Annotated in this window: 13 protein-coding genes; 9 read left to right on the forward strand and 4 right to left on the reverse strand. The window is 71.4% G+C overall.

Translation table 11 applies throughout. The annotated features are described in order from the left end of the window. Positions 1 to 91: 91 nt before the first annotated feature. On the reverse strand, positions 92 to 841 hold the full coding sequence (locus tag P5G50_RS12395) for a trimeric intracellular cation channel family protein (RefSeq protein WP_301208559.1): 750 nt from the start codon (positions 839 to 841) through the stop codon (positions 92 to 94). 32 nt (positions 842 to 873) lie between these two features. Here P5G50_RS12395 and recO point away from each other — a divergent pair, with 32 nt between their 5' ends. The 4 genes from recO to P5G50_RS12415 are packed head-to-tail and all read left to right on the forward strand — an operon-like array spanning position 874 to position 3,366. Continuing rightward, positions 874 to 1,665, forward strand: a complete 792-nt coding sequence (gene recO / locus P5G50_RS12400; RefSeq protein WP_301208558.1) for a DNA repair protein RecO — start codon at positions 874 to 876, stop codon at positions 1,663 to 1,665. After that, positions 1,662 to 2,474 (forward strand): isoprenyl transferase, encoded by an 813-nt coding sequence (locus P5G50_RS12405; protein WP_301208557.1) that lies wholly within the window; start codon positions 1,662 to 1,664, stop codon positions 2,472 to 2,474. Before recO ends, P5G50_RS12405 begins: the two co-directional genes overlap by 4 nt. Before the next feature lie 29 nt (positions 2,475 to 2,503). Beyond that, entirely contained in the window at positions 2,504 to 3,175 is a 672-nt protein-coding gene (locus P5G50_RS12410; protein ID WP_301208556.1) for a DsbA family oxidoreductase, read from the forward strand. After that, positions 3,172 to 3,366, forward strand: a complete 195-nt coding sequence (locus tag P5G50_RS12415; RefSeq protein WP_301208555.1) for a hypothetical protein — start codon at positions 3,172 to 3,174, stop codon at positions 3,364 to 3,366. Before P5G50_RS12410 ends, P5G50_RS12415 begins: the two co-directional genes overlap by 4 nt. A gap of 66 nt (positions 3,367 to 3,432) precedes the next feature. Here the strand turns inward: P5G50_RS12415 and P5G50_RS12420 are convergent, their stop codons facing one another. Beyond that, entirely contained in the window at positions 3,433 to 4,077 is a 645-nt protein-coding gene (locus P5G50_RS12420) for an endonuclease domain-containing protein (RefSeq protein ID WP_301208554.1), read from the reverse strand. Positions 4,078 to 4,434: 357 nt separating this feature from the next. Next, positions 4,435 to 4,971: an aminoacyl-tRNA deacylase gene (locus tag P5G50_RS12425; RefSeq protein WP_301208553.1), complete on the reverse strand. Its 537-nt coding sequence runs from the start codon at positions 4,969 to 4,971 to the stop codon at positions 4,435 to 4,437. 33 nt (positions 4,972 to 5,004) lie between these two features. On the opposite strand from P5G50_RS12425, the gene dusB reads away from it, so the two are divergent. Both dusB and P5G50_RS12435 read left to right on the forward strand, forming a co-directional pair. Continuing rightward, a complete protein-coding gene (gene dusB, locus P5G50_RS12430) occupies positions 5,005 to 6,195 on the forward strand; it encodes a tRNA dihydrouridine synthase DusB (protein ID WP_301208552.1) in 1,191 nt (396 codons plus the stop codon). Further along, on the forward strand, positions 6,185 to 7,465 hold the full coding sequence (locus P5G50_RS12435; protein ID WP_301208551.1) for a deoxyguanosinetriphosphate triphosphohydrolase: 1,281 nt from the start codon (positions 6,185 to 6,187) through the stop codon (positions 7,463 to 7,465). The genes dusB and P5G50_RS12435 overlap by 11 nt, the downstream gene beginning before the upstream one ends. A 142-nt stretch (positions 7,466 to 7,607) precedes the next feature. Here P5G50_RS12435 and P5G50_RS12440 read toward each other — a convergent pair whose 3' ends face one another. Continuing rightward, entirely contained in the window at positions 7,608 to 8,177 is a 570-nt protein-coding gene (locus P5G50_RS12440; RefSeq protein ID WP_301230601.1) for a hypothetical protein, read from the reverse strand. A 187-nt stretch (positions 8,178 to 8,364) separates the two neighbouring features. Here P5G50_RS12440 and P5G50_RS12445 point away from each other — a divergent pair, with 187 nt between their 5' ends. The 3 genes from P5G50_RS12445 to P5G50_RS12455 all read left to right on the forward strand — a co-directional run bounded on the left by P5G50_RS12445 (position 8,365) and on the right by P5G50_RS12455 (position 13,080). Next, positions 8,365 to 9,300: a DUF4282 domain-containing protein gene (locus tag P5G50_RS12445; protein ID WP_301208549.1), complete on the forward strand. Its 936-nt coding sequence runs from the start codon at positions 8,365 to 8,367 to the stop codon at positions 9,298 to 9,300. Between the two features lie 43 nt (positions 9,301 to 9,343). Continuing rightward, positions 9,344 to 11,278, forward strand: coding sequence for a DNA primase (gene dnaG / locus P5G50_RS12450; RefSeq protein WP_301208548.1), 1,935 nt, complete (start codon positions 9,344 to 9,346; stop codon positions 11,276 to 11,278). Between the two features lie 170 nt (positions 11,279 to 11,448). Further along, positions 11,449 to 13,080, forward strand: coding sequence for an ABC transporter substrate-binding protein (locus tag P5G50_RS12455; protein ID WP_301208547.1), 1,632 nt, complete (start codon positions 11,449 to 11,451; stop codon positions 13,078 to 13,080). Positions 13,081 to 13,090 lie beyond the last annotated feature (10 nt).

A 13,090-nucleotide genomic window follows, 5' to 3' on the forward strand; every position in this document is an offset into this window, starting at 1 on the left:
TCCGGAGTCCCGCGGCCCTCGTGCCCGGTTCTCCGGAGTTGCGGCGTTTCCGGCGGCGTGTCGGCCCGGAGTTCCGGAGTCGCCGACCGGCCTATTGGTCCGGCTTCTCGATCCGGTACTGCGGGATCGCCCCGGTCTCGGTGCGCTCCGCGGTGCGCTGCGGGCTCGGCCGGCGGCCGAACCGCGGGAAGCGGGGCCGACGCAGCGTGCCCAGCTCGCGCTGCTCCGGCAGACTCCAGCCGAACCGCACGGCGAGCAGCCGGATGATCAGCGTCGCCACGACGCAGACGACGACCGCGATCGTGAGCGGCACGCCGATATCGAGCAGCACGACGAGGATGACCGTGCCCGCCCCCGCTGCGACCGCGTAGAGCGACCCGACGTGCATCACGGCGATCGGGAGGTTGAGCAGCACATCCCGCAGCACCCCGCCTCCCACGGCCGCCACAACGCCGACGAAGACGGCCGGCACTTCGGGCAGCCCGAGCGCCAGCGCCTTGCTCGCACCGATCGCCCCGAACAATCCGATGGTGAGCGCGTCGAGGAACGTGATCAGCGGGTCGAGCCGCCGGAACAGCCTCCCGAGCAGCATGCCGAACAGGGCGGCGACGACGGTGGCCGGCAGGTACCAGTTCGACTGCAGCGCCACGGGCGTCACGTTGAGCAGCAGGTCGCGCAGGAGGCCGCCCCCGAGCCCCGTCGCCACGCCGATGATCGCGACGCCGAGCAGGTCGAGCCTCCTGTCGCGGAACCCGGAGGCGAACAGGGCGCCCTGGAGGCTGCCGACGCCGACCGCCAGCAGGTCGCCCCAGAGCGGGATCGAGAAGGCGGCGGTCGTCACCAGTCCCTTGTATCACGCGGGATACTGGAGGGGTGCCAACCTACCGTGATGAGGCCGTCGTGCTGCGTACCCACAAGCTGGGCGAGGCCGACCGCATCGTCACCATGCTCAGCCGCCAGCACGGCAAGATCCGTGCCGTGGCGAAGGGCGTGCGGCGCACCTCCTCGAAGTTCGGCGCGCGGCTGGAGCCGTTCATGGTCGCCGACGTGCAGCTGTACGAGGGCCGCTCGCTCGATGTCGTGACGCAGGTGGAGTCGCTCGGCTCGTACGGCGCGCTCATCGCCGACGACTACGCGAGCTACACCGCCGCCAACGCGATGGTGGAGACGGCCGACCGGCTCACCGACGCCGAGGCGTCGCTGCAGCAGTACCTCCTCCTCGTCGGCGCGCTGCGGTCGCTGTCGCGGCACGAGCACGGCCCCGGGCTGACCCTCGACTCCTACCTGCTGCGCGCGCTGTCGCTGGCCGGCTGGGCGCCGAGCTTCCAGGACTGCGCCCGCTGCGGCACTCCGGGCCCGCACGACCGGCTCGTGGTGCAGCTCGGCGGCGTCGTCTGCGCCGACTGCGCGCCTCCCGGCGCCCCGCACCTCGACATGGCCACGATCGACCTGCTCGCCGCGCTGCTCACCGGCGACTGGGAGGCGGCGGAGGCCGCCGACGACGGCACGCGCTCGAAGGCCAACGGGGTCGTCGCCGCCTACACGCAGTGGCACCTGGACCGCGGGCTGCGCTCCCTGCAGCACGTGCAGCACGACCGCCGGGACGAGCGCCCGGACGACCGCTCCGCCGCCCGCCCGGGCGCTGGAGCAGAGGGAGGCGCATGAGCCCGAAGCCGTACACGCACAAGGACGCGGTCGAGTACCGCCCGCTGGACTGGACAGGGCTCTACCCGCCGGACCTCCCGCGTGCCGCGGTGCCCGAGCACGTCGCCATCGTGATGGACGGCAACGGCCGCTGGGCGAACCGTCGCGGCCTGACGCGCATCGAGGGGCATCGCGCGGGGGAGGCTGCGCTGCTCGACGTGGTGGCCGGCGCCATCCAGATCGGGGTCAAGCACCTCAGCGTGTACGCGTTCTCGACCGAGAACTGGAAGCGGTCGCCCGACGAGGTGCGCTTCCTCATGGGGTTCAACCGCGATGTGCTGCACCGCCGCCGCGACCAGCTCAACGAGTGGGGCGTGCGGGTGCGCTGGGCCGGACGCAAGCCGCGGCTGTGGTCCTCCGTCATCAAGGAGCTGCAGTTCGCCGAGCGGCTGACCGCGGGCAACGACGTGCTCACGCTGACCATGTGCGTGAACTACGGCGGCCGCACGGAGCTCGCCGACGCCGTCCGGGGGATCGCGGAGGAGGTGGCCGCTGGCCGCGTCAAGCCGTCCGCGGTGAGCGAGAAGCTGATCCAGCGGCACCTCTACATCCCCGACATGCCGGACGTCGACCTGTTCGTCCGCAGCTCGGGGGAGCAGCGCACCAGCAACTTCCTGCTCTGGCAGAGCGCCTACGCCGAGATGGTGTTCCTCGACACGCTCTGGCCGGACTTCAGCCGCACGGATCTGTGGGAGGCCGTCGCGACGTACGCGGGCCGCAACCGGCGGTTCGGCGGCGCGATCGACACGCCCACCGCAGCCGCGGAATAACTGCAGCGCTGCAGGTTGTTGCCCCTGACGTGAGCGAACCCATCAAGATCGACGTCTGGTCCGACATCGCGTGCCCCTGGTGCTTCATCGGGAAGCGCCGCTTCGAAGGCGGCAGTGGCCTCTTCGCCGGAGCCGGTGAGGGCAGGGCTGTCGAGGTCGAGTACCACTCCTTCGAGCTGTCGCCCGACACCCCGGTCGACTTCGACGGCAGCGAGGTCGACTTCCTCGCCGGCCACAAGGGCATCCCGGCCGAGCAGGTCGGGGAGATGCTGGAGCGCGTGACCGGCATCGCCTCCTCCCTCGGGCTGAACTACGACTACGACAACCTCAAGCACACCAACACCGTGAAGGCGCACGAGCTGCTGCACTTCGCGAAGGCCAACGGCAAGCAGTTGGAGCTCGCCGAGCGTCTGTTCTCCGCGTACTTCGAGCAGGGCCGCCACGTCGGCCGCATCGAGGACCTCGCCGACCTCGCGGCCGAGGTCGGCCTCGACCGCGCGGAGGCCCTGGCCGCCCTCGAGTCGTCGCAGTACCTCGAGGACGTCCGCGCCGACCAGCGCACCGCCGCCGAGTTCGGCATCAACGGCGTCCCCTTCTTCGTCATCGATGGCAAGTACGGCGTCTCCGGCGCGCAGGAGGCCCAGACCTTCGCCCAGGTGCTGGAGCAGGTCTGGACCGAGCGCCAGGCGGTGACCGCGTGAGTGCGGAGGCCGCCGGTACCGGTGCGGCCGTGGTCGGCGGTGCGCCCGCTGGCGCTGTGCCTGCCGGCGCCGAAGCCGCTGGCGGTGCGGCCGCAGGCGGTGCGGTCGCGCCGTCGCTGACGCTCCTCCCGCTCGGCGACGCCTCCGCCGCCGCCTGCGAGGGCGACTCCTGCGCCCTCCCGCAGCCCTGACCCGACCCAGCTTGATCCATTTGTCACAACACGCCGTCTCGCCCTCCGGCGAGGCGGCGTGTTGCGTCAACTCGATCGGAGAGCGGCCCGTACGCGCCTGATGGCCTCGCCGCCGCTTCCCAGCAGGTGCGACTTGTTGATACGGATGACGCGCCATCCTCGTGCCTCGATGCGCCAGAGGCGGTCGATGTCCCGCTCGTACTGGCGCGCGTCGATGCGATGCTGGTCGCCGTCGTACTCGACCGCCAGACGCTCCTGCGGATAGGCGAGGTCGGCGTGGAGCAGGCGCTCTCCGACGTCGATGGCATAGTTCACGACCGGTTCGGGGAGCCCTGCCCGCACGATGGCGAGCCGCAGGACCGTCTCCATCGGCGAGTCCGTGCGTGCTCGGATCAAGGGGAGCGCCTCACGAAGCCGGCGGACGCCGGGTCGCCCAGCGGCCGACTCCACCGCCGCAGTCAGCTCCTCATGGCGGGAGAGGGGACGCTGCCTGCGCAGGAGCGCGTCTCCGGCCAGGATCAGCTCATCCGCGGTGGCGAGCGCCGCCGCCTGACACCACGCCTCCACCGCACCGGCGACAGGAAGGCCGCGCAGATCCTCCACCGCCGCCAAGCACTGGTGACCGACGACGCCGCGACGACGTGGAGCGCGGTCGGGCCGTGCCACGGTGACGTGAAGGAGGTCGTCGATCAGTCGCGTGGCGACGGCCACACCGTGGAGTCGAAGTGCCGTGGTGTGACTGAAGCACCCTCCCGGAGGCATGACCGGGAGGTACTCGCGGCAGCGTGCGTCGAGGTCCGTTGCCCGCGCCTCCACCGACACCCGGACACCGTGGTGCGGGCGCACCAGATCGGTCCGCCGGAGGCGTTGCCGATCGACGCCGACGCGCCGCGCCTCCCTGGTGCTGAAGGGAGCGGCAACGAGAGTGCGGGGGAGAGGTGACGGTTGCATGCCGGTCACCCTGGCAGCTGAGGCCGCCGGCCGCAGAAGTTCTCCACAGGCCCACCCACGAGTTGGCACGACATGCCGTCAAGCAGCGCCTTCAGACGGCGTGTTGCGCCAAATGGATCACTCGGGGTCGGTGATGTCGGCGACCGTCGCGTCGTAGGCCGTGATCAGGGCGTCGGCGTCCACGAAGAGCGAGTAGCCGTGGGCGCCCGCGCCCATCGAGACGCGGCGGCCCGGGATCGTCGCGTCGGCGACGACCGGCCACGCCGTCGTGCTGCCGAAGGGCGTGATCGTGCCGCGCTCGTAGCCCGTCGCCGCGAGGGCGACCGAGGCGTCGGGCAGCTGCAGCTTGTTGACGCCGAGGAGGCCGCGCAGCTTCGGCCACGAGATCTTGCGGCCGCCGGGCACCAGGGCGAACACGAACGTGTCGTCGCTGCGCTTCACCACCAGCGTCTTCACGATGTCGGAGGGCTGGAGGCCGAGGAGGCTCGCCGCCTCCTCCAGGCTCCGCGCGGCGGGCCGCTCGACGATCTCGACGTCGACGCCGCGGGCGGAGGCGTCCGCAAGCACGCGCGAGCGGCCGTCGGCGGGCGATCCCGCGTTGTCCACAGGAGTCTCGGCGGTCGGGTTGTCCACGGATTCGGGGCTCTCGGCCATGCTTCAGCACGCTTTCTGGGAGAATCGAGTCAGATGTCTACCACAGCCACCCTAAGCCCAGCGCCCCAGCTGACCATCGGTCCGCTGGCTCTCGACGTGCCGGTCGTCCTCGCGCCCATGGCCGGGATCACCAACACCGCGTTCCGCCGGCTCTGCCGGGAGTTCGGCGCCGGCCTCTACGTCAGCGAGATGATCACGTCGCGCGCCCTCGTCGAGCGCACGCCCGAATCGCTGCGGCTCATCACGCACCACGAGTCGGAGACGCCGCGCTCCATCCAGCTCTACGGCGTCGATCCCACGACCGTGCGCGAGGCCGTCACGATGCTCGTGGCGGAGGATCGCGCCGACCACATCGACCTCAACTTCGGCTGCCCGGTGCCCAAGGTCACCCGCAAGGGCGGGGGAGCGGCGCTGCCCTGGAAGCTCGGGCTGTTCCGCGAGATCGTCGAGCAGGCGGTGAAGGCGGCCGGCGACATCCCGCTCACCGTCAAGATGCGCAAGGGCATCGACAGCGACCACCTCACCTACCTCGAGGCCGCGAAAGCCGCCGAGGGAGCAGGGGTCGCCTCCATCGCGCTGCACGCCCGTACCGCGGCCGAGTTCTACTCGGGCCACGCCGACTGGTCAGCGATCACGAAGCTGAAAGAGACGATCACCGGCACGCCGGTGCTCGGCAACGGCGACATCTGGTCGGCGGCCGACGCGATCCGCATGGTCGACGAGACCGGCTGCGACGGAGTCGTCGTCGGCCGCGGCTGCCTCGGCCGGCCGTGGCTGTTCGGCGACCTCGCCGCCGCGTTCCGCGCCCGCGCCGGGGAGCTGACCGCCGAGGAGGCCGCGGCGGCCCAGGCGCACCCGACGCTCGGGCAGGTGGCGGCGACGTTCCGCCGCCACGCCGAACTGCTGGTCGAGTTCTTCGACAGCGAGGAGCGCGGCTGCCGCGACATCCGCAAGCACGTCGCCTGGTACTTCAAGGGCTACCCGGTCGGCGGCGACCTGCGCGCGAGCCTCGCGACCGTCGACACGCTCGCGCACCTCGACGACCTCCTCGCCACGCTGGACTGGGAGCAGGAGTACCCGGGCGAGGCCGCGGAGGGGCAGCGCGGCCGCGCCGGCTCGCCCAAGCGCACCGCGCTCCCCGAGGGCTGGCTCGACAGCCGAGAGGTCGATGGCGCGACGCGCGCCCAGGTCGCCGAGGCGGAGGTGCACAACAGTGGTGGATAGCCTCACGACCCCCGCCGACACCCGCTCGTCGTCCGGCTACACGGAGCACGACCGCGAGCGCTGGCACCCGGAGCACCATTCCAACCGGCGCAGCGACTTCGCGCGCGACCGGGCGCGGCTGCTGCACTCGAGCGCCCTGCGCAGGCTCGCCGCCAAGACGCAGGTGCTCAGCCCCACCGCCGGGCTCGACTTCGCACGCAACCGGCTGACGCACTCCCTCGAGGTCGCGCAGGTCGGCCGCGAGCTCGCGAACGCGCTCGGGCTCGACCCCGACATCGTCGACACCGCATGCCTGGCGCACGACATCGGCCACCCGCCGTTCGGCCACAACGGCGAGCGGGCGCTCAACGCCTGGGCGAGCGACATCGGCGGGTTCGAGGGCAACGCGCAGACGCTGCGCCTGCTCAGCCGCCTCGAGCCGAAGGTGTTCGGCCGCGACGGGAGGCCGTACGGGCTCAACCTCACCCGCGCGAGCCTCGACGCGAGCTGCAAGTACCCGTGGCCGGCGACCTCCTCGGTGGCCGACCCGAGCGGTCGCGCCAAATTCGGCTTCTACGACGACGACCGCCCGGTGTTCGAGTGGATGCGCGCCGGCGCCCCCGAGCGGCAGCAGTGCATCGAGGCGCAGGTGATGGACCTCTCCGACGACATCGCCTACTCCGTGCACGACTTCGAGGACGCGATCGTCAACGGCTACATCGACGTCGCCGCCCTCAGCAGCAGGGTCGACCACGACGACCTCGTCCGCTCGATGCACGACTGGGTCGGCGGCGAGATCGGCCACGACGACCTGATCGCGGCCTTCGACCGGCTCGACAGCCTCGACATCTGGCTCGACGGCTGGGACGGCAGCCGCCGCGCCCAGGCGCACCTCAAGAACCTCACCAGTCAGCTGATCGGGCGGTTCGCGCACGCGGCCGTCCACGCCACGAAGGAGACCGCCGGGGGAGCGGACCTGATCCGCTTCGGCGCCGACGTGGTGGTGCCGGCATCGATCCGGGCCGAGATCGCGGTGCTCAAGGGCATCGTCGCCACCTTCGTGATGTCGCGGAACACGCGGCAGCCGATCTACGCGCAGCAGCGCGAGATCCTGAAGACGCTGGCCGACCTTCTCTACGCTCGCGGCCCCGAGCAGCTCGACCCCGGCTTCGCCGAGGACTGGCGCCTCGCCGCGACGGACGAGGAGCGCAAGCGCGTCGTGGTCGACCAGGTCGCGAGCCTGACCGACCAGTCGGCGCTGAGCTGGTACGAGCGGCTGGTGCAGCACTGAAGGGGGAGCACTGACGGGCGAGCGCTGACGGGCGAGCGCTGACGAGCGCGGCCGGTTCGCGGCGACGGACGCCTCGCTGAGCGTCCGGTCAACCCGTGGCCGCCGGGGTTGTATCCCCGGGCCGGGTGCAGAACGATGGAAGTCACGGCAGCGGAGGGAGACGCATGAGCACGCCACAGCCACCGTCGGAGGGCGACCGGCCGGAGGAGCCGCAGTCCGCGGCCTCGCCGAGCACCGGTGCGCCGGACGCCGCCGCCGGCGGCGCGACGGAGGGTGCGGCGGGCGCAGCTGCGGGTGCTGCACGCGCCCCGCGCAATCGTGCGGCCGCCGCGAAGCCGGTAGCTGGGTCTTCGGCCGCCGGGTCTCCGGACACCGACGCCGAGAAAGTTCCGACCTCGGGCACGCGGCGCACCTCCGCGTCGAAGCCGGTGACCGCCGGGTCGACGGCGGCAAGCGGCGCGGCGAAGCCTGCGGGTACCGGCGCGACGAAGGCCGCGAGGGCCGGCGCGGCCAAGGCTGCGGGTTCCACGGCGAAGCCTGCCGCTTCCGCGTCGAAGACCGCCGCGAGCGCCTCGAAGGCCGCTGGAGCCGGCGCGGCGAAGGCTCCCACTCCTGCGAAGACCCCTGCCAAGACTCCGGCCAAGACGACGCGCAAGCGACCCACGGTGAAGCCGGCTCCGATCTCTCCGATCGGAGAGGCTCCGGACATCATGGACGCCACCCTCTCGGCACGCACCCCGCTCGCGGGCGACGCGGCGGCGGCAGCAACGGCCTCGGCGGTGCCCGACACCTCCGCGTCCCCGGCCGAGCCGGTAGCGGCGGCGCCCGCTGCACCTGACACGACACCCCAGACCCCAACGGCACCTGAAGCCCGGACGGCACATGAGAAGGTAGGCGACGTGGTCCCTGAATCCCCGAGCGCGGCAGAGCCCCTGGCCCAGCCGGTCACCGAGCCCGCCGACGAAGCGGCTGCGGATCCCGGGATCACGGTCCCCCTCCCTGCCGGCGGCACCGCACCGGAGGCGAAGGAGCCGATCGCTGCCGGGAGCAGCTTCGGGAGCACCGGCACCACCGACAGCGTCGAGAGCGGTGACGCGGCGACGACACCGCTTCCGGTGGACGAGCAGCCCGCAGCGGTACCCGCGTCCGGGACCCGCACGGGCGTCAGCGCCAGGAACCGCTTCGCCTCCATCCTGAACTCGGCCACGCATCGTCGTAACCACACCCCGGCCGAGGAGCCCGGTTCCGCGCCCGCCGGCGCGGTCCCTTCCGGCGCTCCGGCCGTCCCCGCCACCGAAGGGCAGGAGGCGCCGACCGAGGTGCTGGTGGAGGCGCAGGCCTCCGCAGCCACGACGACCACCCCGCCGCAGGACACGGCCTCCGCCGCCACTGAAGGCGCTCCCGCCGCCACCGCGGACACCCCGGCCACCAGCGCCGGCGCCCCGGCCGCAACCGCCGCCTCCGCGTCGTCCGCCCACCCCGGCTACCCCCGCAGCGTGAACGACCTCGCCGACCGGCTCGACGACTCGCGGTTCTTCTCGTCGCTGTTCGACTTCACGTTCACCAGCTACGTGACGCGCAAGCTCGCCGGCCCCGTGTATGTGGTCGGGCTGGTGCTGATCGGGCTCGCGATCGTCGTCGGCTTCTCCAACAGCCTCGCCATCGCGATCTCGACGCATTCGCCCGCCGGGGCGTTCGTTTTCCTGCTCGGGGTGCTGATCACCCTGGTCGGCGCCATCCTCGCGGTGCTGCTGCTGCGGGTCGGCATCGAGGTGTTCTGCGCCATCATCGAGATCGCCCAGAACACGCGCCGGAGGCAGCCGCCCCGAGAGTGAGGCCCCGCGCCGTCCTGTCGGTGCGGCTCGATAGACTCGGAGCATGGCCGGCCGGATTCGACAGAGCGACATCGAAGAGGTCAAGGCCCGCACCAACATCGCCGACATCGTCGGCGACTACGTCAGCCTGAAGACCGGCGGCGTGGGCGCGCTCAAGGGGCTCTGCCCGTTCCACGACGAGAAGAGCCCCAGCTTCTACGTGCGCCCCGGCGTCGGCCGCTACCACTGCTTCGGCTGCGGCGAGGGCGGCGACGTCTACGAGTTCCTGCTCAAGCTCGACCACGTCTCGTTCACCGACGCCGTCGAGCGGCTCGCCGCCCGGCTCGGCTACCAGCTCCACTACGAGGAGGGCGGGGGAGGCCCGAGCGAGTCCGGCGCCAACCGCGCCCGGCTGCTCGCGGCCAACGCGGCGGCCGAGGCCTTCTTCCGGGAGCGCCTCGTCGCCCCCGACGCGGAGCCCGGCCGGCGCTTCCTCGGCGAACGCGGCTTCGACGCGAACGCCGCAGCGCAGTTCGGGGTGGGGTACGCGCCCAAGAGCTGGGACGAGCTGACCAAGCACCTCAAGACCAAGGGCTTCACCCAGGAGGAGCTGCTCACGGCCGGCCTCGTCTCGCAGGGCGACCGCGGCGTCTACGACCGGTTCCGCGGCCGGCTGATCTGGCCGATCCGCGACGTGACGGGGCAGACGATCGGCTTCGGCGCGCGCCGCCTGCTCGAGGACGACAAGGGCCCCAAATACCTCAACACCCCCGAGACCCCGGTGTACAAGAAGGCGCAGGTGCTCTACGGGCTCGACCTCGCCAAGCGCGACATCTCGCGCAACGACCAGGTCGTCGTCGTGGAGGGGTACACCGACGTCATGGCGTGCCACCTCGCCGGCGTCACCACGGCCGTCGCCACATGCGGCACCTCGTTCGGCGTCGACCACATCAAGGTGATCCGCCGCGTGATGGGCGACGACAACAGCCAGGGGTCGGTCATCTTCACCTTCGACCCCGACGCCGCAGGGCAGAAGGCGGCGGCGCGGGCGTTCGGCGAGGAGCAGCGCTTCTCGGCCCAGACCTACGTCGCGGTCGGCCCCGACGGCCTCGACCCCTGCGACCTCCGGATCGCCCAGGGCGACGACGCCGTGCGGCGCATGATCGACAGCCGCAAGCCGATGTTCGAGTTCATGATCCGTCAGGTCGTCGAGCGCTTCGACCTCGACACGGTGGAGGGGCGCGCAGGCGCCCTGCGCGCCGGCGCTCCGATCGTCGCCACGATCCGCGACCCCGCCTCGCAGAGCGGCTACACGCGCGAGCTCGCCCGCCTGTCGGGCGCCGACCTCCAGGACGCGACCAGAGCCGTGCGCGCCGCGCAGCGCTCGGGTCGCGACGGCTCGCGCGGCGGCGCGGGCGGCGGTCAGGAGCAGAGCCGCGGCCGCGAGGGCGCTCGCGACGGGGGCGGTCGCGGCTACGGCGGCGACGCGATGTCCGACCGCTCCGGAGGGGCCCCCGACCTCGCACCTCCTCTCGCGCCGCCGGTCGATCCGACCGACCCGACGCAGCGGACCGAGCGCGAGTGCCTGATGGTGCTGCTGCAGGTGCCGACCGAGGTCGGCGCCGAGCGCGCGGCCCGCGTCGTGCAGGTGCCGTTCGTCAACCCGACGCACGCGGTCGTGCGCGACGCCATCGCCAGCCAGCTGGCCACGCTGGAGCAGCCGGGCTGGGTCGACCGCATCCTCGCGGAGGTGCCGGTGGCGTACGCGCCGACCGTCAACGCCCTCGCGGTCGCCGCGCTGCCGCAGGCGGGCGACAACGTCGGCGGGTACGCCCGCGGGATCGTCGACGGGGTGATCGACCGCGACCTGCTGCGCGAGAAGGCGGAGCTCACCGCCCGCTTCGCGCGCACGGACCAGCAGGAGGCGGAGCTGCGCCGGTCGCTGCAGCTCGCCATGGCCTCCATCGACCGCGAGCGGATGCGGCTGCGCGGGGAGTAGGCACCCGCCGGCGATTTGTTGCGTCGGTGTAAAGATCAGGACTCGTTTCGCTCGCGGATGCGGCTTCCTGGCGCATTTCGTGTTAGGACTGACTCACGCGAGTCGGCGATGGGGCACCCGTTTGCCCCGCCGGTCTCGGTGACCCCCACACCAGGAAGAGGTATACGGATATGAGATCCGCACACAACGGCGGTCGGCGCCTGCTCGCCGTCTCCGCCGCGTTCGCGGCCACGGCGCTGGTGCTCGCCGGCTGCTCCGGGAGCAACAGCGGCTCCGGCGGCGGCGGCGGTGGCACGCTCACCATCGGCACGACCGACAAGATCACGTCGATCGACCCCGCCGGCTCGTACGACAACGGCTCCTTCGCCGTCATGAACCAGGTCTACCCGTTCCTCCTGAACTCCCCGTACGGCAGCCCCGACGTGAAGCCGGACATCGCCGAGAGCGCCGAGTTCACCTCGCCGACCGAGTACACGGTGAAGCTCAAGTCGGGTCTGAAGTTCGCGAACGGTCACGACCTCACCTCCTCCGACGTGAAGTTCACCTTCGACCGCCAGAAGAAGATCAACGACCCGAACGGCCCCTCGTCGCTGCTCGCCAACCTCGACAGCATCGACACGCCGGACGACACCACCGTCGTCTTCAAGCTGAAGATCCCGAACGACCAGACCTTCGCCCAGGTGCTCTCGAGCCCGGCCGGCCCGATCGTCGACGAGCAGGTCTTCTCGGCCGACAAGGTCACCCCCGACCAGGACATCGTCAAGGGCCACGCCTTCGCCGGCCAGTACGACATCACGAGCTACGACTTCAACAACCTGATCGCGTACAAGGCCAACCCGGACTACAAGGGCCTGCTCGGCAAGCCCGCGACCGAGAAGGTCAACGTCAAGTACTACGCGCAGTCGTCGAACCTCAAGCTCGACATCCAGAAGACCGCGATCGACGTCGCCTACCGCAGCCTCTCGGCGACCGACATCGAGAGCCTCGACGGCGACAAGAACGTGAAGGTCGTGAAGGGCCCGGGCGGCGAGACCCGCTACATCGTCTTCAACTTCAACACGCAGCCGTACGGCGCCACCACGCCGGAGGCCGACCCCGCGAAGGCGCTGGCCGTGCGCCAGGCCGCTGCCGACCTGGTCGACCGCGAGACGATCGCCAAGCAGGTCTACAAGGGCACCTACACCCCGCTGTACTCCTTCGTGCCCGAGGGCCTGACCGGCGCCACCACGGTGCTCAAGGACCTGTACGGCGACGGCAACGGCGGCCCGAGCCTCGACAAGGCGAAGGAGACCCTGCAGAAGGCCGGCGTCACCACCCCGGTCGCGCTCAACCTCCAGTACAACCCGGACCACTACGGCCCGTCCTCCGGCGACGAGTACGCGCTCGTCAAGGAGCAGCTGGAGCAGGGCGGCCTGTTCAAGGTGAACCTGCAGTCGACCGAGTGGGTGCAGTACTCCAAGGACCGCACCAGCGACGTGTACCCGGCCTACCAGCTCGGCTGGTTCCCGGACTACTCCGACGCCGACAACTACCTGTCGCCGTTCTTCATCAAGGAGAACTTCCTCGCGAACCACTACGACAACCCCGAGGTCCAGGCTCTGATCGAGAAGCAGCTCGGCACCACCGACAAGGGCGAGCGCACGAAGCTGATCGAGGAGATCCAGGCCAAGGTGGGCGCCGACCTCAGCACCCTGCCGCTGCTGCAGGGCTCGCAGATCGCGGTCGTCGCGAAGGGCGTGTCCGGCGTCGACAAGACGCTCGACCCGTCGTTCAAGTTCCGCTACGCGGCGCTCTCGAAGTAGGCGCTCCGCA

The organism is Leifsonia williamsii (assembly GCF_030433685.1).
Taxonomy (GTDB): domain Bacteria; phylum Actinomycetota; class Actinomycetes; order Actinomycetales; family Microbacteriaceae; genus Leifsonia; species Leifsonia williamsii.